Below are 22,841 nucleotides of genomic sequence, written 5' to 3'. Positions count from 1 at the left end.
TACCACCTCATTTCCAAAGGAATACCGGATAACCATCCAGATCTCCTCGTAAATATCTCGCTAGTAACATTGCCTGAACATATGGCACCATTCCCCATTCCACCTTTTCTTTTAAAAATGGATGTGTAATTACCTCTTTTTTCTTATTCTGCCATTCTGTTAACAATCTTTTCCTAAGTTCATCATCCATTATAACAGCGCCATTTTCTTTTTGTGTAAAATTCTTTTTATTTACTACTTTTTTATTAATTAACGATAAAACAAAGCGATCCGCATACACCGCCCTAAACTCTTCTAGCAAATCCAACGATAATGAAGCTCTTCCTGGTCGATCTGTGTGCAAACATCCAACATACGGATCCAATCCAACAACTTCTAACGCTGATGTGATTTGATTGGTCAACAGTGTATATACAAAAGAAAGCATCGCATTTACATTGTCCAATGGCGGTCTTTTATTTCTTCCTTGAAACAAAAAATCTTTTTTTTGCTGTAAAATAAGTTCATTAAAAACACTAAAGTAAATGCTTGCGGCTTCCCCTTCGTATCCTCTAAGCTGCTCTTTCGAATCTGCATTCTGGATAAACTCCAATGAATCCTTCAATTGCAAAGATGCCTTTTTTACGCGTTCGGTATCAATCTGCATTGCATGATCTCGAATTGCACGTTCCAGAATCCATCTTGCATTATAAACTTTCCCCGAAATACAGTTTTTTGCAATTCCTAAACTAATTTTCTCATCTTTGCAACTTATATATTGTTGTTCTCGTAAAACTACATTCCCCCTTGTTTTTCCTGTAACACGAGCTAAAAATTTTCCTTGTGGTGTTAAATAACAAAGTGAAATATTTCGATCCATGCAAGCCCCCATAAGTGCTGGACTTGTTCCCCTATATCCAAAAGAAACTATTCCTTCAAGATTATGCAATGGCAATCTTCCTACTTCTTTTTGTTCATCGTATACAACAATATTCTCCCCATCTAACCCCAAATAACTATTTTCAGATGTTACATATAAGGTATTCAACAACTTCTTCACTCAGTCTCCTCCTTAAGCATCTGGCTTATATAATTTTTTACGGATGTTGTTTTTTCCAGTTTTGGAAGACAAATATCTTTTAAAGAGCATGCATTACATGCTTTGCTTTGTTTTACCTTTGGAGTATAATTTCGCTTGTAATATTCATGCATTTCCTGAAACATTTCTTTTACTTCTTCTCGAAGTCCATCTGAAAATTCCACTATCTCTCTTTTTCTTGTTTCACCGTAAAAAATTGCCCCTTCCTGTATATATGTAGAAAACATTTCTTCCAAGCACATTGCCTGGGCTGCTAATTGTAATTTATCTTCGTCTGTCTTTTTCGGTTTTCCCTTTTTATACTCAATTGGATATACCGAATACAACCCACGATGTCCAAACAATGTAATACCATCTTCACATTTATGAAACTCTACAATATCACATTCTCCGCTCACTCCCAGTTGTCTTGACGCAACCGGTAGTGCTCGAACAACGATAATATCTTTCCGTTTTTCTGTAAAATATGGGTCGTGCGCTCTTTTATGCATCAATTCTCCAACTACTGTATGAACGTTTTCTGCCCATTGTTGTTCAACATGAATCAATGCCCATTGTCTTCTACAAAATTTGAAGTGCTGTATCCCCGATATCATTAAATACTCTTCTTCTGTATATTCCATTAAATCATCCTTTTCACTTCGACCGAATCCGGAATGTCTTCATCATGTACCTGTACAATATAATCCTGATATTTTCTTGGATAATCAATCTCCTCTTTCTTTTTCACTTCTACTGCATCAAACAACTTATATGCTGGACAATCTCCTAATTCTTTGCTGTGTTTGAATACAATAAGCTCACGTACTGCCATTTTTCCCCTTGCTGCTGAATGATCATTTTCAAACATATTAATAATTGCTTCCCAAAGAAGTTCCAAATCCTCCTCCGAAAAACCAGTAACTTTTCTGGCAAGATTTGCAGAAACATACCCTTCCACACGATATAATCCATATGGTACAATGTTTTTTCTTCCCATTTCTGTACTTTTATTCTCAGCATCTTTTTCTGTTGTAATAGCAACTCGTGTTATTGTTACTTCCTGACTAATGATTGGATCAATGCTTCTTGCAAAGCCAATCTGTACAGGTCCCCTCACCTGCCCACAATTTAATGAAGCTTTTACGAATGTTGTCATAACTGCCCCAAAAGTACGGATGTCATAAAAATTATCGCACATATAATCCCTTAATTTTACATCTGCATCTGGATCTGATTTCTTTAATTTTTTTAAGGCTTCTGTCACCTTTTTATCATCATTCTCCTCTATTCCCAGACTTTCGCATGCTTTCCGGTCACTTCTATTCAAAGGAATATCTTCTTTAATATAAATCTGGTAGCCTTTTTCATCTTCTTTTACGGTTTCAACATAATTACGGATTTTGCGCTTTAAGCATACATCTGTAACTAAACCTAATCCACTTTCCGGATCGATTCTTGGCATATTCCCAGCATCCGGATCCCCATTTGGATTTCCATTTTCCACATCAAATAATACAACAAATTCATATCTGTTTTTTATTACTTCTCCCATTTATTTGTCCTCCTTTTTTTCATACTTTTTCTGTGTCTGATGATAATAACCTAACATAAATTTTCCCTGATCATCTAATGACAACCTCTTCGGGAAACCACTTGAATCTTCTTTCATTTCTATTCTTCCCATAAGTTCTGTCAATAACTTCTCATAATATACTTTCGTTCCAGCAGATGTTCTCTCTAACTTCTTTATATGGCTGTTTTTCAACTTAATCAAAACAGGAAAAACAGATGCTGGTGTTGCACATGCAGAATTAAAATAACGATCACGAATTGTTGTATTGATTCCCGGATTTGCGTCCTTTTGAATGAATTCCAATACTGCAAACAACCGTCCCAACACATATGCTGGTTCTTTACATTCTTCATTTAATCCCATATAATGTTCTCCTTCTTTCCATTTATAATTTTGTATTAAAAAAGCTTTTAAAATAGCAGCCCTTCCGTAAGTAATATTTCCCTGCTCTGCGCGTATTCGAATCATCGTATCCGTATAAAGGCTTGCAGGATACCTATCATCCGCTAATATTGCTTTTAAAACCATTGCAGCCATATTCGAGATTGGTGTTTTGTCTCTTGAATTCAGATTTACTGTTTCCAACAGCATTTTCCGAATTCCTAAATAACTGCGGTTTTCCCATGAAGGTTTTACAATTTCCATACGCTTATAATGCTTTTCAATATTTTGCATTATACTTCCAAATGTATTTTGATAAAAAAAGCGAACCGACAATCTTGCTGCATTGGGTGCCAAACTAAGGATATAAAATTTTTGCTCTGGATCAATCTTTATATTATTAGTATCAACCCATATATTTTTCTTTAAATTTCCGAAAACATTTTTTAATTGTTCCTGATTATCCGGTTGTGGATCTAATGACAAAAAAAACATTTCCTGATATTCCTTTTTTGCAGATTCTGCCCAAAAAACGATCATAGAATCGCCCAGTTGAAACGTATACTCTCTTTGACTTAAAAGATAATTCAATGCAGTTGTATATGCAAATTCTGCATATTTTCCAACTGGAGCATTATAACTTTGTTCTTTTCCATATGACTCAAATGCTGGTGCATTAAACGAAACCAGTGCCGCACCACTTGACTGCGCTCCTGGAACACCTTTAATTCCTCTATGAATACGTGCAATCTCTGCTTTTTCACCAGTTACCAAACATGCTCCTAGTTCTCCTTCCTGCGAGCGATTCTGCTGATCATTCCATGTTTTTTGGATAAATTCATCATCCTGCGCATACTTTCCACGCATTCCGAAAATCAGATTGCCTCCTTCGTTTAATTCTTCCCAATGCTCTTTTACTGCATCATTTTCCTGTGCCACTTCCGGATCCCAATGTTCAAAAAAGCTGCAAATTGCCTTCGCCATTCCTCCATCCGTATTTTTTAAAATAGACAAATGCTTTTCTTTTGCTGCCTGAAAGCAGTCTATAACTCGTTGATTTGCACCCTCTAAATCAATTCCCAATAAATATTTTGCATTATCACACAAGAAATTAGCTGATACACCGGATGATCTGGTCACCATCTCTGGTACACATAATTTAGATGGGACCCAGTTTTTTTTCTTTCCACGTTCTTCTTCCTGCTTTAAAGGCGTAATCGCTTTTATAGTCCCGTCCTCATTCAAGTCAATTTCATAAGAAATTTTTGCATGACACCAGCCCGGTTTTGATACTTTTCCATCTTGGGCAAGATTTTCATAATGCTGAACCAATGCCTGTAAAATCATCGAATCACCTCACAATCTCTCAAATCCAGTACGCCTCTTTTCATAACTGCTCGAAAAAACATTGGCTGTATATTGTTTTTATCACTATAGTCCATATCATATAGCATAAAACCAAGATCTTTTTCAGGCACTTCATCATATATCGTATGTATTTCATCTTCCTCACACAGGCAAAACTGTGCTGGGAATTCTCTGCATCCAAAATACGGCATATGATAGCATTCGCCTCTTTTTAATCGTCGCATCATAATATCCTTAAATTTTCCGGGATTATCTGACTTATTCGCATGGTCTGTCATTTCAAAATGAGCTTCAATCACATAGGACACATCGCATAAAATCAGTGAAGCTCTTTGAACAATATCCTCTTTTGTGTTGATATAAAGCGGCTTGTCTGCCCCGTTATACACCTGCAAAACATTGCTGGCAGAGACTTTACTCTTCACTTCATTGCGACGCACACTGGTAAATCGAATTGGATTCTTAACATATATTTTGTCAATTACCCATCGAAGCCCTGGATGCCAATATATTGCTTCTAAAATTCCTCGCGCAGCCGAAGGAGTCATAACATCATAAGAACATCGTTCCACCTTCATTTCTGGGCGAGAAAATAATGCATAATCTCCCCACACCTGAACCTTTACACCCATTGCCATTTTATAATACCTCTCCTTTCTTATAGCACGCTGCTATATAATCTCGCGGTTGATAATAAAAATCTGTATTATAATTGGAAATCTGCTCATCCATCCACGAATGATATACCTCCCATATTCCAGCTAAGATCTGTTCATCGCTATAACAGTCTTCAACCAGTCTTTCATACACTTCACCAATATCCCAATAATCGGGTATCCGATATCTGCAATCTCCAACATTATCAAAATTACCATTCTGTATATGAAATTCATTAATAAATTCATTGGCAACCTTTTCAATGGGTTCACAATGAAACACATCTGCATATTCATAGATTCTCTGAATTGCATTTTTCCCTAGGATGTCCGTTACATCCTGTCTGGATCTCTTTTTTTGACGTCCAATATATTCAATCAAACTGCAGGCGTAAAACAGTGCATTATTATTTTTTGTTCCCATATACAACCTCATTTCCTACATATTTCAAAGTATCCAGTGCTGCCAATGTATGAAAACTAATCTGATGCGTTGGATGATTAAATTTAGCCAGTTCCCAAAATGCTGCTCTGGATATCTTGCCATCTATATAATTCTGAATATAATTATAGATCGTATCATCTGCCATTGGACCTTCCACAATATCGTAATTATGTGACTTTCCATTCCGACATTGTACAATAAAGTCTAACCATTCATCGGTCATCTCTTCAAAATGTAAATAGTTTAAAGAATCATTTTCTGTATATTCGTAACGATTCAGATATCCTTTCCCGCCATAACGACTTGCCCATCGTTTTGCCTGTTCAAGTAATCTAGTACAATAGAACCCGAAATAAAAATCCTTGTTGTATTGCGCTTTTCGAATTTCAGGATATTCTACTATTTGTTTACTTCCATGGTATAAAATCATAAACCTTCTCCTTTTTCAACCATACCTTCGCTTTATTCCATGCTCTATAAATTGACTATACTACACTGATTTTCAATTATCAATCTTTATTAAAATTTATATATAAAATTTTATTGAATATTTTTAACAAATCCTTGATGTTTATTTAAAATTAATCTATACTAACACAAGTCTGGTGTTCCAGTGGATTGAAATAATAATATTTTTTATATCACAAAAGTAGCGGTGTGAAGATTTTTTCCATACCGCTACTCTTTCAATTCCTACATATATAATGCCATTCCATCGTCTATAGAAAAATCAATCCCACAGCTTTCAGAATATTGATCCAATGCTACCAATTCGTAAAAATCCTGCATATCTTCCGAAACAGGTTGAACCATTCCTGCTCCATTTAATTTTTTGAAGAAATTACTGTATACCTGAATGCAATACTGCCCAGCTTTTCGCATCCTTTCTTTTGATGCTCCTTTTATTTTAAACTCCTGCAATATTTCATCTGCTTCTAATTCTCTTCCAATAAAAATAGTTTTTGTGTCCTCCTCAATTAATTTAAATTCTTCTCCTACCTTTGCAAAATTATATTCCTTGTTTCGAAATTCATCCATAATGTTTTTTTTATCCAAACTTTCTCCACGAAATTTGTATAAACGAGCAAAATAATCTGTAATACTCTCTGTATTTGCAATACTCTTATAATCATGTAAAATTGCTTTTGCAACATCAATTTGCAATAATTGACTTTGTACTGCTTTCTGTTCTTCAAAATCAAAAATATAAACCTTACTTTCTTTTGCATTTCTTTTTCCTTCACGATTACATCTTCCAGCAGCTTGAATCATTGAATCAATTCCAGCAATTTGTCGATATACACAAGCAAAATCCAGATCAACCCCAGCTTCCACAAGACTGGTCGATATCAAAACACATTTTTTCCTCTTGGATAATCTTTCACGAACACTTTCAAGTACTTGCTTTCGATGCTTCGGATACATACTCGTTGATAAATGATAGACGCCCTCTCCTTGAAGCAAATGATACAGTTCTTGTGCGCTTTTCTTCGTATTAACAATGCACAAAACACTCTGTTCCTCTGTAAGCCGTCCTACAAGAATCTCTTTTGAAATAGATCCAATATTCTGATATGTCACACGTTCAAAAAAACGAAACTGTTCATCCATCCGCGGACATAATTCAACAATTTCTTCTGCATGTGGAATAAAATTGTCCAGAGCAGGCTGTGTTGCTGTACATAACACAGCACTGGTTCCATAGTTTTCCACCAATTCCTGTATCATTGAAATACAAGGCTTTAAATAATCCATTGGAAGCATCTGAGCTTCATCAAAAATAATCACACTGTTTGCAATATTATGAATTTTTCTGCACTTGGAAGATTTGTTTGCAAATAACGATTCAAAAAATTGCACATTTGTAGTTACAATAATCGGTTTATCCCAATTTTCGCATGCAAGTTGCATTGGTTTGAATTCTTCTGTTCCTTCATATTCTACATTGCAATGATTTTCCAATACATTATCGGAACCAAGAATCTCCCGAAAAACCTGTGCATTTTGTTCTATAATACTCGTATATGGTATGACATAAATAACTCGATCCATCTTGTTCTCTACTGCATGTTTCAAAGCAAACGCAAGAGATGCGACTGTTTTTCCTCCACCTGTCGGTACTGTTAACCGAAAAATTCCTTTTGCGCTCTTACCTTCATTCAAACAATGCCTAAGTATTTCTGTTCTTCTTCCATTTACACTGTCTATCTCCTGATTTAAAAGCCAACCCGAAATATAATGTTCGAGTTTTTCCAAAAGGATATCCATAGACTGTCCCGCCATCCGTTCTACCTGTCCATTTTTCATAAAAAACTCAGTATCTAGAAAATCAGCATCAACAAGACAAGAATATAGCATTCTCATAAATGTGCTTAATGAAAAATCCAAATTTTTCCCTTGCTCTATTTTGATTGGCATGGATTGAAGTTCTGGAACCTCGATTTCTTCTTTATATGCTTCATAATCCGCTATTTTCTTTTTCCTTCTTCCACATAAGCTGGAAGAAATTGCTGTATTTCCATAATCCGGAAGTCCCGCATGATGCCCTGCAATGCAATAACTTAAAAACTGATAATATCCCCCTAATTTCATACAAAGCTGTGCTCCCGCAGTCGCATGATCAACCATATTATTTGTATTTTCTTTAATTTTCTTCTGAAATGCATTAGAATATTTTCCTATATCATGCAGCATTCCGCAGCAATATCCCCAATCTTCTTTTCCGAATTTTGCCGCAAATTTTTCCGCCAGTTGTGCAGTACCAGTCAAATGTTCTTTAACTGTTTGTTCTCTTTCACCATCCTTATGTGCAATGTATTTCCCCATTTGTTCTCTTTCTGCAGTTCCCATATTGCTCCTCCATTCTTTCTCTCATGCTCTCCTAATTTTTCATATTTTATAATTACTTCTTTAATACATAATATGCCCCATACTCTGTTCCATCATGGCCTATCAGTTTCTCTGATGATGCCACGAATCCCAGGCTCTTCAATGCCTGAATCCGCTCTGTTGCAGACTCGATTGCTTTTGTTGCGATCTTGTCACAGTGAAACATATCATATGTTGGTTCAATGATAAGATTTAATATCTGGCGTATTGCATCGGATGTCTCATAGTCACTTCGAAGATCCAGTCTGAGCAGACCACAGTCCGTAAAGTAATCTTCTGCATCTCTATGGAAAAGCTCGATCGTTCCGATTACTTCATCCGTTTCTTTGGATACAATCGCCCATCTTACAAATCCTTCCCTGTCATATTCATACAGCCAATAATTGATTGCCTGTTCCATTCGTTCTTCTGTTGTGTAATAAAAATCATCTCCTCCGCAGTTGTCGCTGTTGAAGAATGGAAGTGCCTTTTTGTCGGAATATACCTTCAAAAGATCCTTTTTATCTTCTTTCCTGACCTGTCTTAAAACATATGATTCATCCTCATATTGTGGGCATTTTTCGTATATGCTTTCCATTATAATCCTCCATTTGTTGCAGTAATCTGTATCCTAATTATACGGCAACAATTGTCTGTCGTAAATAGTTTTTCGAACATTCGTTCTGTTTATAATCAAAAAACTCACCGGACTGTCAAATCCGGTGAGGAACAATAATTATGTATCGATTATGTCTAAATAGTATAATTCCAGCTGCTGTATTCTGCATCCACGCAGCTTTCTCTGATAACCAGATGCCCTTCCAGTTCCATGGTTGTCACAGAGTCGTGTTTCCCATTGATTCTGTCGATCAATAAATATACGGCGAATCTTCCCATCTCCACTTTAGGCAGGGCAACCGTGGTAAGCATAGGTTTTGTAAACTGCGCCTGCTCGATATCATCACTTGAAATTATAGACCAACCCATATGAAAGACAGCAACACTGCCAGTGATATTGACTATCAAAGCATGGTAAAAAATATCATTGATGATTTTACTTCTCCCACTCAGATTGCTACAGAGGATACTCCCGAAGTCTCTAATGATGCTTATATTAACGGACTACTCCTTTTGTTTTGCAAAAATTTGGAAATGAAAATTACCCAGCTTTCTGTCGAAGAAAAACAGACCTTAAAAGAAATATTTTCACGTTCCAAGCCGGCAAAGGAACATAGGAAACTGAGAAGACGAAATCCGAAGTTATAAGATTTAAATTATCCATTTTCAAAACAAGCCACCGAGCATTATCCCTATGTGGCTTGTTTCATCTATGATTATTTCCATTATAAAGTTTAGGTTTCATGTACAATCGACAGCCCAACTTAACTATCTGCTTTCTACTATTGTATATGTTCCTGATTCAAAATTTACATATAATGCTGCAAATGCACTATTATATTCCCAGCGGATTTCCAGAGCCCTCTCCCCTCCGGAGATTGCTACCTCTGCGCCTTCCGAAAATGCCTTATGGGTATTTCGCATGCGGATTAACGCAAGCTGTTTTTGAACCACATCTTTTTTCAGACCTTCCGCAATCTGATCAGTGGAAAGATTTGTCCGGTTGATTTCCTTATGTCCGGATTCTCCCGCACGTTGCACCGCTTCATGGTCATTTTTACCAGCAAACAGATCCAGATACCAGACCTGCGGTTTGCCCGGCATAAACATCTGTATAGCACGCGCCAGAAGCATTTTTTCGTCCGACGCACCCAATGCACTGTAATATGTGGCATTTACCTGATAATACAGATTCTTTTGGCCATGTAAATTTTTGACCATGCCTCCGCGGGATACGATCCGTTCAATTAACGACTGGATTTCCTCTTCCGGAAGCAGCCCCTTTAAGTCCAGAAGCGGGATGCCATCGTGACAGCCGAGCATGTTGACCGTTGGGATCTTCTTTTCCACAATTTCCTTCGCCCATGCCGCAAGGTACGTTCCCCGCCGGTTCTCAATTGCATCAATGATCAGTCCCGGCAGGAAAAAGTCGTAGGTTGCATAGCCTTTTTCTGCAAGTGTCTCATATATTTTTTCATCATACGCTGCGTGGATCTCCGGCAAAAGCGTAAGTCCCAAAGGTTCTGCCAGTGCATGGATCTTTTGTAAAAGTTCCCACGTCTCCGGATCATTGAGGAAGTTTTTCTTTCCCGGTGTTTTTGGTGCATAGGCAAAGGCATCCAGCCGCACAATCGCCGCACCGTAAGAGGCTATTTTTTCCAGTGTTTCACGATAAAACTCCCACACTTTTGGTGACTGGATGTTTACATCCATCTGTCCCAGATACTGTCTGCCATGCACTTCCTGATAAAAGGTATTCCAGTACGGCACTTTTTTTCCATCCGGGAATTCCACCATCAGGATCGGCAGCCCGGGTTTGCGGAAAAACATCTGCTTCAGGCAGCTTTCATCCGGCTGGATATAGCCTTCCTCCGTCATGGTTCCATGCCCTTCCCAGAAATGGTTCCAATCGATGAAAAAATCGCGGTACGCAGAAGCCTCCCCTTTTTCCACAAGATCCCGAAACTGCGGGGACTGTGCGGAAGCATGGTTTAAAATAAAATCGAGTTTCAGATCAATTCCCATATTCTTTAACCGGTCAAGATCCTCCCTGTTGGCAAGCTGCTCATTCAGGTCATAGTCGATCACGGAAAATCCCCGGTCGAGATCGGAATGGTACAGGCTCGGCAGAATATAAAAAGAAGAAAATACATCCTGTAAATCCTCCGTTTTCAGCAATGTTACGATATTCCCAAGATTTCCTCCAAGACTGTCTGGATATGCATTGAGCATCGGTTTACTGTTCATAAACATTTCCGTCCTTTCCAACGATCAACCCTGCATTTTTACGCTGCACCTCAAGCTTTTCCTGTTCCAGTTCTACCACGCGGCAGATAAACGGACTTGCGGCATTCTCATCGCGGTTTCTGCGGATGCGCCGCTCTCTTGTCTCCTCCAGAGAACTTTCCAGAAAGACGGGCAGATCCACACCATGTAAATCGTCACTGCCTCCGTGTGTCCACTCCAGAAGTAATACGGATATTCCGGAAAAATCGGTTTCTTCCAATGAAATCTCGCCATCTTCCCGTCCCATATGCCGCAATGTAATCGAATCTTTTCCCTCATGAAATGCCGCAAGCACTTCATTGATCCGGTCGAAGTCAATCTCTTTCTTTGTCCCGAGATATCCACGCAGTCCGTCTTCCCCTGCCTCTTTATACACACGCATCCGTTCTTCATCGTTGCGTTTTGGAATCCGGTGTGGATAATCATCGCCAGAGAGCAGATAACAACCCGTTCCGTCATTTAAAAAGTACTGCTGCAATGCTGTTGCAAGTGTTGTTTTTCCGGAACCGGAACCACCGTAAATGCTGATGACCATGCGTTTTTCTGCATTTCTATCACACCATTTCTGCACTTTTTCATATAATCTTCCCGCCTCTTTCAGTTCGGTAAAGGCAAACTGATACGCCTCATATTCCCCGGTAAACGGTGGAAGCGGAATTCCCGCATGCATCAGTGCCGCACCGGAATACTGTCTGCCGCTTTGTTCTTCCAGATACACAGCATCCGGTTTTAACCCACGCAGGCGGACATAAACGGTCGCCTGATTTGCCTCAGCCATAAGACGCACCACACTTACCAGTGCATGATCCTGTTCCTCTGATACCGACATCCATGCCGCAATTTCATCTGTAAACGGATCAGACAGCCGCCAGTACGTTCCCTCGTTAATGAGCGTTTCATACTTCTTATACGTTTTTATCTGCTCCCGGATCTGCTGCTTTTCCTCATCCGATAAAAGCGCCGGGTTTAATTCATAACCGAAGGTTCCCGCCATCGCCGTCACCCCGCGGGTATGGAAACTTGTCACCCGTCCCGTCTGGTGATTCGGCACCGCCGAAACGTGCGCCCCCATTGCGGAAACCGGATAGAAAAACGACGTTCCGTACTGAATTCTTGTGCGGTTGATCGCATCAGTATTGTCGCTGCACCAGATCTGTGGGGAATAATAAAGCATTCCTGCGTCAAACCTGCCGCCGCCACCGCTGCATCCCTCCAGCAGAAGATCCGGATAGCGGCTGCACAAACGCTCCATGAAATCATAGACACCAAGCACATAATCATAGGAAAGATTTCCGGCATAAACATCTGCCATGCTGCGGTTCATATCCCACTTGACATAATCAATTTTTCCCTGATCGAGCACGGCACAGATCTGGTCAAATACACAGTCGCGCACTTCTTTTCTGGAAAAATCAAGCAGTAACTGGTTTCTCGAGCGCACCGGCTTTTTCCCCGGAATCTGGATTGCCCAGTCCGGATGCGCCCGGTACAGATCACTGTCTTCATTGACCATCTCCGGCTCAATCCAGATGCCAAATTTCACGCCTTGCTCATGCACACGGGCAATAAGCTCTGCCAGACTGCCCCCCAGTTTCTTTTCGTTGACCTGCCAGTCCCCAAGGGAAGAATTGTCATCATTTCTTTTCCCGAACCAGCCGTCATCCATTACTACCATATCAATTCCAAGGGAAGCGGCTTCTTTTGCCAGATCCACAATCGTATCTCCCGTAAAATCGAAATAGGCTGCCTCCCAACTGTTGATCAGTACCGGACGCTGCATATGGACATATTTGCTGCGGCACACATGGTTGCGGATGCAGTTATGATACTGCTGCGACAATGCAGACAATCCATCTGCCGAATAGGATAAAATGACTTCCGGCACCGTAAAGGTTTCTCCAGCCGCGAGTGGGTAGGAAAACAGTTCTTCATTTAATCCAAGAAGCAGGCGCGTCTGGTTGAACTGGTCTTTTTCTGCCTCACAGGAGAAATTTCCGCTGTATACAAACAGCATTCCATAGCAGCTTCCTGCGGTCTCCGTTGTCCCTTTTTCTGCCAGAATCACTGCCGGATTATACTGATGGCTGGATGTTCCCCTGCGGCTGCCAAACGCAATGGTTCCATGTCCCAGCGGTGTGCGTTCCAGATTGCGCTCCATGGCATGTTTTCCATAAAACCGCAGGACATCAAAATCTCCCTGTACAAAATCCAGACAGGCTGCCGCTGCCTTTTCGATCGTAATCTGCCCGGTTCCCGTATTTTTAATCCGGACACTCCTTGTAATGATATCGTTTTCTTCCAGAACACCATACAGCAGATGCACTTCAACCTGTGCGTTTTCATCTGCAAGGACTATTTCCAGTGTCTGTGCTTCGTTTTCATCTGCCCAGACAGCCGGAAGTCCCTGTAACTGATACTTGCCACTTCGGATCTCATAGCTCTTAAAAAGCAGATCCGCACTTTCCACCCCTTTTTCATTTTTGATATTCAGTGCGATATTGCGGTAATCCCCGGTGCCAAGGGACGGATACTCCTGTGGCAGCGCATCCAGCGAATAGGTGCGGTCCATGCCCGCTGCATAAGGATTTCCGGAAAATCCGCGATCTGCATAAGTTAAGACATAATCCATGGAACTGTTTGTTTTTTCTCCGTAGTACAGATGCAGCAGATATCCCAGTGGATCAACCTGCATCTGATAAGCTGTATGAGCCGTATACAGGGTAAATATTTTTTTATTTGGATTGTATATAATTGCCATATAAGTCACCTCATTTTATTCTTATCCTTTGACTGCACCGTTTGCCACACCATTCAAAATCTGTTTCTGACAGATCATATAAAAGATCAGGATCGGGATCAGTGCCAGAATATAGGAGGCAAATGCCAGATTGTAATTGGTTCCAAACTGTGTCTGGAAGTTAAGCTGTGCAAGCGGCAGCGTATTCTGTCCTGTTCCGGACATGATCACAAGCGGTGTCATAACATCGTTCCATGTTCCAAGGGCTGTCAGGATCGCAACCGTCGCATGCATCGGTTTCATCATCGGGAATACCACTTTCCAGTAAGTCGTCCAGGTACTTGCCCCATCAATATCTGCTGCTTCTTCGAGTGCTATCGGAATATTTTTTAAGTACCCACTGTAAAGAAGGACGTTCATTGGCATATAAAATACCAGATACAACAGAATGACACCCGCGCGGTTTCCAAGTCCCATATGCGCCGTCTGCTTTACCAGAGGCATCATTAAGATGGAAAACGGAACAAACATTCCGCTGACAATATACAGATAGATAAATCGGAAACTTTTTCTTCTTGCCATGCCGCGTCCGATCACGTAGCCTGCAATTGAGTGGATCAGGATTGCCAGTACGATTGTTACCAGTGTGATCAGTAAACTGTTTCCAAGAGAGTGCCAGAAATCGGTCACTTCCATTGCCTGACGGAAGTTTTCAAAACTCCACTGTTTCGGGAAAGAAAGTGCACCCGCCACATCGTTTGTCATCTCACTCGGTTTCTTAAACGCAATGATCACTGCCATATACAGCGGGAAAAATACCGTAACCGTCCCCAAAATCAGAACAATCGTAAGTACCCAGTTTGTTTTCTGTTTTTCTTTCATCATAACTGCTCCTCCTTCTTATTCATGACTGTCATCTGGAAAAGTGAAATCGCCACGATCACAATAAAGAAAATGACTGCATTTGCACTCTGGAATCCAAACTGTCCGCCATCCATACCATTTTTATAAATCAGGTAAGAGATGGATTCAGTGCTCTGTGCCGGACCTCCCTTGGTCAATGACATAATCTGGTCGAATACCATGAGGAAATTCTTTGTGCTCAGTACCAGATTAATCGTCACAAACGGCATCACCAGTGGAAATATTACTTTCCAGAACTGCTTCCATTTACTGGCTCCGTCAAGCATGCTCGCCTCGTAGACTTCCTCCGGTACAGTCTGCAGACCAGAAATATAAATAATGGTATTCATGGCAACTGCCTGCCATACACCAACAATCAGCACACCAATCCATGCGTATTTTTCACTTGCAAGAATACTGTTCTGTAAAAATCCAATATGAAACACATTTCCCACAGTTGGAAGAATGTAAGTAAAAATAAAACTAAAAATATAGCCGATGACAAGTCCTCCTAAAATATTCGGTACAAAATAAATACCACGCAGTGCACTTTTGCAACGGATCTTACTGTTTAAGCCGACTGCCATGACCAGACTTAACACATTTACCAGAATGGTTCCTGCCAGTGCATATTTAAATGTAAACAAATAGCTTTTTCCCACTCGGGAATCCGTAAACAGATCTGCATAGTTCCGGAATCCGACATAATCGTACGTTCCATATCCTTTATAATTGGTAAAACTGTAAATTACACCTTTGATCATTGGAAGTGTATTGAATGCAAAAAATAAGATTACAACCGGTATGATAACCGCCCAGAATGTTTTGTCCCTGTTTGACATTTTCTTTTTCATTGTGCATCCTCCTGTTCTTTCTGATAATCCTGTACTTTCCGAATCAGATCCCGGTTGTAGCGCTTCCAGTCGGAATCAAATTTTGTCAAAAACTTTTCCTGTGCATTGTCGCTTGTATCCAGCAGGAACGTCTGGATCATGGCATCCACACCCATCTCACTCGGATAATGGTGATCCTGATAATCTGCCATGCGGTTGTTTTCAATGTAAGGACGCATATCCTCGAGTGTTTCCGGAATTGCAAAATCCCCGTCTTTGCAGGCAATTCCGCCCTGTTCATCCAGATAAATCTGAATGGTCTCATCTTCATACAGATATTTTAAAACTTCATATGCAGCCTCTTTATTTTTGCATGCTTTCATTACGGAAAACTGCAGATCAATTCCTGAATTTAATACATTGTCTGATTCGTTATCATTTGCAGGAAATGTAAAAGAGCCAATATTCATGTCCGGGTTGACCGATTTAATCTGCGGAATCGCATAGCTTCCAATCGGATACATGGCAGCTTCCCCGCGGGCAAATGCTGTACATGCATCGTTGTAACCATATGCATACGGATTTTTTTCGGCGTAATCCAAAAGCGCACGCATCTTTTCTGCTACCGGTCCATACGTATCGGAAAATGTGGTATTTCCCATATTTACCTGATTGTATGTATCCGAATCGGTAAGTCCGACTGCCAGCGCATTCCACGGAGCCAGACAGGTCCAAGTATCTTTAAAGCCCATATACAGCGGAAGTGTTCCGCTCTGTTTTATTTCATCACACAGTGTGGTAAATTCCTGCCAGGTGGTCGGAACTTTCCAGCCATTTTCCTCAAACAGATCTTTGTTATATAAAATTCCTGCCGCGTTTGCCGCATATGGAAGTGCATACGTGCCATCCTTTGGAATAAACTCCAGTTCCTTATCCATATCCAGATATGCCTGTTTTACGGTCTGAACCTCATCCAAATCGGAAATATCTTCAAACAGGTCTGCGTCTAAAAAGTTAGAATAGTTGCTGTCTCCTCCGATTGCGATGATATCCGGATAATCCTCCCTGATAAAACGTGTCTTTAAAATAGTCATTGCTTCGTTTGGAGATGAAATCGTCAGATGGATGTCATCATGTGTTTCATTGAACCGCTTTTCAATTTTTTCAAATGCCTTAACTGCTTCTGGTTTGTAGGAAACCACTTCAATCTCCGTTTTTCCATCCGCCCTTTTTTCGCTTCCGCATCCAGCAAGACCTGTCATACACATACCAAGTGCAAGCACAGCCGCAAGACCACAGAAAATATTCCTTTTTGCCATATTCCTCTCTCCTTTTCTTAAATATATCCGCTTGCCTTTTTGATAATCTGATTATAACATACCTTTATGCGTCCTTAAATACCTATATTTTTTTAATTTTATACCCAAATGCAATATTTTGTGCTATAATAGATACTAATATCGCATTTTGGTATATACGGAGTGTTTTATGAGTAATACATTTTTTAATATTTTTCCAAATGAAAATTTTATTGATCTGTGCATGTATCAGTTTGGATACGAACAGTGTGATCCCGGTCATTCTTTCGGACCTGCAACACGCAACCACTATCTGTTTCACTATGTTCTTTCCGGAACCGGAACGCTTATGGCAGACAATACAAAAGGAGATACACAGACCTATTCCGTAAAAAGCGGACAGGGATTTATTATTTTTCCCGGTCAGATCAACACTTACATTGCCGATAAACAGCTTCCCTGGGAATATATGTGGATCGAATTTGACGGCTTACGTGTAAAAGAGGCTTTAAGTGTCACAGATTTGTGCAAAGACGCGCCCGTTTATCATTCCCATTCCAAAGAATTACGGGAAAAACTTGCCGATGAAATGCTTTATATCGTCAATCATCCGCAGGAATCCTCCTTCCATCTGATCGGGCATCTGTATCTGTTTTTGGATTATCTGCTGCAGTCGGCAAAGTCAGCAACGCTGATCTCCAGTGGGCGCATGAGTGATTATTATATAAAAGAAGCGATCAATTATATGGAACAGAATTTTCAGAATACTATTTCGATTGAAGATATCGCTGCGGTATGTGGCATCAACCGGAGTTATTTCGGAAAAATCTTCCGCAACTCGACCGGTCGCTCCCCACAGGAATTTCTTATGAACTACCGAATGGTAAAGGCAACGGAATTATTAAAGCTGACTTCCCTGTCCATCGCAGATATCGGCTCTGCCGTCGGATACGAAAATCAGCTTCATTTTTCCCGTGCATTTAAAAATATTTATGGTGTTTCCCCTCGGGAATGGAGAAAACAGAACAAGTAACACTAGATAAGCTACTCCATCTTTTCCTGATTTAATATCATCCATCATCTGATTAAACGAAACACTTCTCTACTTCCTATATATTAAGGACTACAGTACTCAAAAGCTTGCTGCCATGCCTTTTGCATGGAATACGGCGTTCTCGTCCCTAAACAAGACCCGCCTAAAGGGGTGTTGGCGGACAATGGAAACAAACGGGCAGCACTGGCACTTAAGTTGTCCGAAGACTACGACAAACTGATCTCCACCATCCTGATCGGCAACAATATCGTGAATATCATGGTGGCGTCCATCGGCACACTTCTGTTCGTAGAGCTTTACGGTGATATTGGTGCGACGGTTTCTACAGTGGTCGTAACAATCGTTGTTTTGATTTTCGGTGTTCTTCATCAGAAGGATTTTTATATCAACGGCAAAATGACTGATCAGCCAGCTTGGAGGATTTTATGGAATTCTTTGACGTCAAGCTGGAATCGGACAGTGTTTCTGTCGGTGGCTGGGTCATGGAGCAGCTGAATAGATTCCCTCGCAAACTTCTCTTTTATGAATCTCTTCTGCATCACTACGTATAGTTCCATAAGGAATGACATTCTCACTATCAATTCCTCCCCAGACCTTAAGCCAATACATAGCTCCTTTTTTAGCTTTGTAGCCTGTTGTTTCCTTGGAACTCTCCTCGTTGCCTTCGCGCAAATCAAGGATTCTTACAAATCTATCCGATGTAGTACAACTATTGTCTCGTCATTCGTTTCTTTGTCCCAACAACTTTCAAAATCAAGTTGATCTGTTTCAACTCCATTATAAAAGATTGGGAACCTGAATTTGATTCCCTTTAAAAATCTTCCATCCGGGAGTTCCTGCTCATGGACAAATACATCCTTCACAAATGATTTAAGAAATCGTTTCTTTTCTAAATCTGTAAACTCTGAATACATTTTATCAAACTGTAACAATATTTGATAGACTGCTTCCCCAGATAATTTGTTTTTATGGAGGTTATCAATTCGCAAACTTACTGATTCAATCTTTTCCTCTAATGATGAAATCTCATCATACTGCTTATCCAATCGATTCTGCATATCCTCATATTTTCGGTCATAATGTTTATCTGTAATATCAAGTCTGTCCATCTGCTCAGCAATTTTGTTCTTTGCACCTATAGCCTGCTGTAATTGCTTATTTAAGACAACTTTTTCCTTATCCAATTCAGATGTATCTATTTTAGAACCTATTTTTTGCTTAAGTGCAGTCTGAAATTTTGGATTATTAACCATTTTTCTAATCACTTCTTCTACTGCAGCATTTACTTTATCCTGCCCCCACTGCTTATGATAATCGCAACTGTGTCCATCAATTCTTATTCTATGCTTACAAGCATAATAGAAAAAATCTCTATAATACGTGCCATCTTTTTTCTTCTTTCGATTCACGTTTGCATACATTGCGCCACCACACACCGGGCATTTTAAAATTCCTGATAAAATATGTTCGTGATCCAGGCTATGTGTTTTTTTAAATCTAACTCCAGTATCAACGCGCTTCTGTTTTGCCAACGCAAAATCTTCTTCTGAAATGATGGCATCATGAGCTCCTTCATAAAGCGAATATTCATCCTGCTTTACTACATGGAATTCATTTCTTGTTCCTGGAATTTTCTCTGTCGCGCGTCTTCCATAAGGCATCTTCCCCATATAAATTGGATTATCAAGAACGCCTTTTATAAATGATGGTGCGAATGCATCTAATGTATTATTTTGACGCTTTTTCTTTTTGTAACCATGCGTATTCAAATACTCTGCAATTCCATTAGCTCCTAGATTTGTATGAATGTATTTATCAAATATAACTCTTATAGTCTCTGCTTCATCCTCTGCTATAATAAGTTCTCCATCTTCAAGCTTATAGCCATATGGAGCAAAACCTCCATTCCATTTTCCTTCTCTAGCTTTCTGCTTACGTCCTTCCATTGTTTGAACAAGAATATTCTCACGTTCAAGTTCCGCTACAGCAGAAAGAATGGAAATCATGAGCTTCCCAGATTCCTTTGAGCTGTCAATCCCATCCTCAACACAAATAAGGTTCACTCCATAATCCTGCATTAGCTGTAAAGAATTTAATACATCTGCAGCATTACGTCCAAATCTCGATAATTTGAAAACAAGGACGAAAGTAACCTCGTCCTTGCCATCCTCAATATCTTCTAACATTCTTACAAATTCTGGTCTTCCAGCTATATTCTTTCCTGAATGACCTTCATCTGAATACTCTCCAACAATTTGCATTTCTTCATATGCTGCATACTTTTTTAATTTTTCCTTTTGTGCATCCAAACTATATCCATCAACCTGCATAGCCGTTGATACACGTGTATATATGTAACACTTTCGCTTTTTAGTCAATTTTATCCCCTCCTGGCAATCTCTTTATATCCTCCAAACATGCGGAGGATAATGTACTCATCTGCTTCACTGCCAGATTTCTTAGCAGCACCAAACGTTCAGACATCAATTTCCCTTGTTCAATCAAAATCGAATTATAGCTTTCCATATTTGCAAGAACCAATAATTGATTCAAATTTGCTTCATCTCGAATATTGCCTTTAATCTCAGGATTCTTTTCGCGCCATTGTTTTGCTGTTTCGCCAAACAAAGCAACATTTAGCAAATCTGCTTCATTCGCATACTTATATGAAATCTGCTCCATTGTCAGCTCTGGCGGAATTAGATTTTCTTTTATTGCATCCGTATGTATTTTATAATTCAACTTTGCAATCTCGCGATTAAGATTCCAATTTAAAGATAATCTACTGTTTTCATCCTTTTTTAACCGTTGGTAGTCTTTCATAATATACAGCTTAAACTCTGCCGATACCCATGAAGCAAACTCTAATGCAATATCCGAATGTGCATAAGTACCACCATATCTTCCAGCTTTTGATACTATACCAATAGCATTTACTCCCTCAATCCATTTAGTAGGCGACATAGTAAAAGCATGAAGTCCTGCTTCACTTTTAAACCCGTCGAATTCGACGGGTTTAAAATCAGAATTATGTAACTTTTCCCATAATCCAAGAAACTCCAATGTCTCTCGACCTCTCATCCAATTCTTAATAACATCATTAGGATCATTGCTTTTATATTTTGCTATATCGGTAAGTGATAAATATTCATTTTCAAAATCAGTTGTGAAAATACGAATGTCAAATCCATTTGCATGAATTATTTCCTTTTTTATATTTTCTGCCATACATTCCATCCTCCAATAATTTTAACGTCACAATTTATAACCTTAACTTCTTACCCCGTCGAATTCGACGGGTTTAAACTATCATATAGAAGATTTTTTTCCCGCATCTTTTAGCTTGTCATAATAGGCTTTATATCGGTATGCTGTCCTTCTACTAATATCGCTTTCAGCCACAATCTCCATAATAGTCATACCACCCTCATATTTCACAACAAAATCATTATAAGCAGTCATCCACGCTTCATTATGTTTCTTTCTACCTCCATAATTTCTATTCCTGTAATACTCTAATTCTGATAGTAACTGTTTATTTTCCGCTTCCAGCTCATTGATACGCTCTAACGCTTCTTTTAATGTATTAATCATAGTTGCCTCCAACTCCACACTTACATCTGTGCCATTTTGATATTTGTCACAATAATAGCATTAAACCCACAGTGTGTCAATTTGTGTTTTAGGCACTACGCACTTTTTGCAATTAGTCCATTAGCGTAAGCTACCTGAACATATGCTTTTAAAATATCTGCGTTTGTTATTTTCTCAGCCTCACATAATACAGACATTCCATTTGCAATAAAAATATAGTCGCAAACATTACTAGAATTCACACCATCTGAAATAGTATCTAACACCTTGTCTCCATACTTTTCCACCAGCTCAGCAAGAACATCAATACAACAAATAAATGCTGCATTTTGTACTGGATCATTAAAGTATTTTTCATTAATTGCTCTATTCATATTTTTCTTCATCCATCTTGCCCCCATTAATTATCTTTCCAAATTTGACCTTTGCTTCCACCCTATTATCTTTTCTAAAATCATTCTCTGAAACACATACTGGAATACAGCGCTCCAGTACTCGGTCATAAATTCGCTTTAAGCTAAGCTGCTTCTGATTCTTCAATTCCTCTAAATTTAAATTGGTTGTAATAATCATCGCCTTTCCTGACACATATCTGGCATCAATCACATTAAATAGATTTTCCAAAGAATATTCCGTATTACGCTCAATTCCCAAATCATCTAAAATCAAAAGACTATATCTGCATAAGGATCTAATATATTCATTCTTATCCTCGCAATTGAATAAATCATTTAATACGGTTGCAAAGTTGGTCATCTTTACGTCGGCTCCTTGCTTAATCAATTCATTTGCCACGCATGCTGCCATATAGCTTTTACCACTGCCTACAGAGCCCCAAAGCAAAAGCCCTAAGCCATTTTTCTTCATTTCATTCCAGTTAGCCACATATTTCTTAGCAACTTGCATCTTGGAATTACGACCATTATCATTTTCAAATGTCCATTCATGCTGGATACAACTTGGAAAACAACGGTCTCTTTTAATATGTTCCTCCTGCTGTCTCTGTCGTTCCTCTATCTGCTTCTGCAACTCTCTCTGGCACTTACACATTCTGCCATGACCTGTGATTCCCATTACAGGAACATCAAATTTTACTTCTACAGCTTCATTACATACAGTGCAATGGAGCAAACCATCATTTCCTAAATAAGTATTTTTCTTTTCCAT

General features: G+C 39.4%; 24 protein-coding genes. 4 read left to right on the top strand and 20 right to left on the bottom strand.

What is annotated here, in order from left to right; genetic code table 11:
- Positions 1 to 7 precede the first annotated feature (7 nt).
- From cas1c to FYJ75_RS03660, 10 genes are all read right to left on the bottom strand, one after another.
- Entirely contained in the window at positions 8 to 1,039 is a 1,032-nt protein-coding gene (gene cas1c, locus FYJ75_RS03705; protein WP_328596850.1) for a type I-C CRISPR-associated endonuclease Cas1c, read from the bottom strand.
- Complete coding sequence (gene cas4, locus FYJ75_RS03700) at positions 1,036 to 1,701, bottom strand: CRISPR-associated protein Cas4 (RefSeq protein ID WP_154428983.1); 666 nt, start codon at positions 1,699 to 1,701, stop codon at positions 1,036 to 1,038. The genes cas1c and cas4 overlap by 4 nt, the downstream gene beginning before the upstream one ends.
- Positions 1,701 to 2,612, bottom strand: coding sequence for a type I-C CRISPR-associated protein Cas7/Csd2 (gene cas7c / locus FYJ75_RS03695; RefSeq protein ID WP_154428981.1), 912 nt, complete (start codon positions 2,610 to 2,612; stop codon positions 1,701 to 1,703). The genes cas4 and cas7c overlap by 1 nt, the downstream gene beginning before the upstream one ends.
- Positions 2,613 to 4,361, bottom strand: coding sequence for a type I-C CRISPR-associated protein Cas8c/Csd1 (gene cas8c, locus FYJ75_RS03690; RefSeq protein WP_154428979.1), 1,749 nt, complete (start codon positions 4,359 to 4,361; stop codon positions 2,613 to 2,615).
- Positions 4,358 to 5,020, bottom strand: coding sequence for a type I-C CRISPR-associated protein Cas5c (cas5c, locus tag FYJ75_RS03685; RefSeq protein WP_154428977.1), 663 nt, complete (start codon positions 5,018 to 5,020; stop codon positions 4,358 to 4,360). The genes cas8c and cas5c overlap by 4 nt, the downstream gene beginning before the upstream one ends.
- Before the next feature lies 1 nt (position 5,021).
- Positions 5,022 to 5,462: a hypothetical protein gene (locus FYJ75_RS03680; RefSeq protein WP_154428975.1), complete on the bottom strand. Its 441-nt coding sequence runs from the start codon at positions 5,460 to 5,462 to the stop codon at positions 5,022 to 5,024.
- Positions 5,446 to 5,913, bottom strand: coding sequence for a DUF3990 domain-containing protein (locus FYJ75_RS03675; protein ID WP_154428974.1), 468 nt, complete (start codon positions 5,911 to 5,913; stop codon positions 5,446 to 5,448). The genes FYJ75_RS03680 and FYJ75_RS03675 overlap by 17 nt, the downstream gene beginning before the upstream one ends.
- 263 nt (positions 5,914 to 6,176) lie before the next feature.
- Positions 6,177 to 8,333, bottom strand: a complete 2,157-nt coding sequence (cas3, locus tag FYJ75_RS03670; protein ID WP_235906998.1) for a CRISPR-associated helicase Cas3' — start codon at positions 8,331 to 8,333, stop codon at positions 6,177 to 6,179.
- Positions 8,334 to 8,385: 52 nt separating this feature from the next.
- On the bottom strand, positions 8,386 to 8,949 hold the full coding sequence (locus FYJ75_RS03665) for a GNAT family N-acetyltransferase (RefSeq protein ID WP_154428972.1): 564 nt from the start codon (positions 8,947 to 8,949) through the stop codon (positions 8,386 to 8,388).
- 155 nt (positions 8,950 to 9,104) lie between these two features.
- Positions 9,105 to 9,338 (bottom strand): substrate-binding domain-containing protein, encoded by a 234-nt coding sequence (locus FYJ75_RS03660; protein ID WP_154428970.1) that lies wholly within the window; start codon positions 9,336 to 9,338, stop codon positions 9,105 to 9,107.
- On the opposite strand from FYJ75_RS03660, the gene FYJ75_RS03655 reads away from it, so the two are divergent.
- Positions 9,339 to 9,617 (top strand): hypothetical protein, encoded by a 279-nt coding sequence (locus tag FYJ75_RS03655; protein ID WP_154428968.1) that lies wholly within the window; start codon positions 9,339 to 9,341, stop codon positions 9,615 to 9,617.
- 120 nt (positions 9,618 to 9,737) lie between these two features.
- Here the strand turns inward: FYJ75_RS03655 and gtfA are convergent, their stop codons facing one another.
- The 5 genes from gtfA to FYJ75_RS03630 are packed head-to-tail and all read right to left on the bottom strand — an operon-like array spanning position 9,738 to position 17,047.
- A complete protein-coding gene (gtfA, locus tag FYJ75_RS03650; protein ID WP_154428966.1) occupies positions 9,738 to 11,216 on the bottom strand; it encodes a sucrose phosphorylase in 1,479 nt (492 codons plus the stop codon).
- The gene (locus FYJ75_RS03645) at positions 11,206 to 14,013 is read right to left on the bottom strand and encodes an alpha-galactosidase (protein WP_154428964.1); all 2,808 of its coding nucleotides are present in this window, start codon (positions 14,011 to 14,013) and stop codon (positions 11,206 to 11,208) included. The genes gtfA and FYJ75_RS03645 overlap by 11 nt, the downstream gene beginning before the upstream one ends.
- Before the next feature lie 21 nt (positions 14,014 to 14,034).
- On the bottom strand, positions 14,035 to 14,877 hold the full coding sequence (locus FYJ75_RS03640) for a carbohydrate ABC transporter permease (protein WP_154428962.1): 843 nt from the start codon (positions 14,875 to 14,877) through the stop codon (positions 14,035 to 14,037).
- Entirely contained in the window at positions 14,874 to 15,749 is an 876-nt protein-coding gene (locus FYJ75_RS03635) for a carbohydrate ABC transporter permease (RefSeq protein ID WP_154428960.1), read from the bottom strand. Before FYJ75_RS03635 ends, FYJ75_RS03640 begins: the two co-directional genes overlap by 4 nt.
- Positions 15,746 to 17,047, bottom strand: a complete 1,302-nt coding sequence (locus FYJ75_RS03630) for an ABC transporter substrate-binding protein (protein ID WP_154428958.1) — start codon at positions 17,045 to 17,047, stop codon at positions 15,746 to 15,748. The genes FYJ75_RS03635 and FYJ75_RS03630 overlap by 4 nt, the downstream gene beginning before the upstream one ends.
- 169 nt (positions 17,048 to 17,216) lie before the next feature.
- Between FYJ75_RS03630 and FYJ75_RS03625 the strand changes: the two genes are divergently transcribed.
- The 3 genes from FYJ75_RS03625 (at position 17,217) to FYJ75_RS14930 (ending at position 18,631) form a co-directional block, all read left to right on the top strand.
- The gene (locus FYJ75_RS03625) at positions 17,217 to 18,059 is read left to right on the top strand and encodes an AraC family transcriptional regulator (protein WP_154428956.1); all 843 of its coding nucleotides are present in this window, start codon (positions 17,217 to 17,219) and stop codon (positions 18,057 to 18,059) included.
- A 126-nt stretch (positions 18,060 to 18,185) separates the two neighbouring features.
- Positions 18,186 to 18,575, top strand: coding sequence for a CNNM domain-containing protein (locus tag FYJ75_RS03620; protein WP_331467433.1), 390 nt, complete (start codon positions 18,186 to 18,188; stop codon positions 18,573 to 18,575).
- Positions 18,527 to 18,631, top strand: a complete 105-nt coding sequence (locus FYJ75_RS14930) for a hypothetical protein (protein ID WP_456300124.1) — start codon at positions 18,527 to 18,529, stop codon at positions 18,629 to 18,631. Before FYJ75_RS03620 ends, FYJ75_RS14930 begins: the two co-directional genes overlap by 49 nt.
- 132 nt (positions 18,632 to 18,763) lie before the next feature.
- Here the strand turns inward: FYJ75_RS14930 and FYJ75_RS03615 are convergent, their stop codons facing one another.
- The 5 genes from FYJ75_RS03615 to FYJ75_RS03595 form a co-directional block, all read right to left on the bottom strand.
- The gene (locus FYJ75_RS03615; protein ID WP_268878578.1) at positions 18,764 to 20,458 is read right to left on the bottom strand and encodes a recombinase family protein; all 1,695 of its coding nucleotides are present in this window, start codon (positions 20,456 to 20,458) and stop codon (positions 18,764 to 18,766) included.
- Positions 20,451 to 21,308, bottom strand: a complete 858-nt coding sequence (locus FYJ75_RS03610) for a KilA-N domain-containing protein (RefSeq protein ID WP_154428954.1) — start codon at positions 21,306 to 21,308, stop codon at positions 20,451 to 20,453. The genes FYJ75_RS03615 and FYJ75_RS03610 overlap by 8 nt, the downstream gene beginning before the upstream one ends.
- Before the next feature lie 81 nt (positions 21,309 to 21,389).
- Positions 21,390 to 21,674 carry a helix-turn-helix domain-containing protein gene (locus tag FYJ75_RS03605; protein WP_235906997.1) on the bottom strand — a complete coding sequence of 95 codons (285 nt, stop codon included), beginning with the start codon at positions 21,672 to 21,674 and terminating at the stop codon, positions 21,390 to 21,392.
- Between the two features lie 95 nt (positions 21,675 to 21,769).
- Entirely contained in the window at positions 21,770 to 22,060 is a 291-nt protein-coding gene (locus FYJ75_RS03600) for a hypothetical protein (protein ID WP_154428952.1), read from the bottom strand.
- Positions 22,041 to 22,841 carry an ATP-binding protein gene (locus FYJ75_RS03595; protein WP_154428950.1) on the bottom strand — a complete coding sequence of 267 codons (801 nt, stop codon included), beginning with the start codon at positions 22,839 to 22,841 and terminating at the stop codon, positions 22,041 to 22,043. Before FYJ75_RS03595 ends, FYJ75_RS03600 begins: the two co-directional genes overlap by 20 nt.

The organism is Roseburia porci (assembly GCF_009695765.1).
GTDB classification, from domain to species: Bacteria; Bacillota; Clostridia; order Lachnospirales; family Lachnospiraceae; genus Roseburia; species Roseburia porci.
Note: the sequence above shows the minus strand (reverse complement) of the source record. Positions and strands in the feature narration are given on the sequence as shown.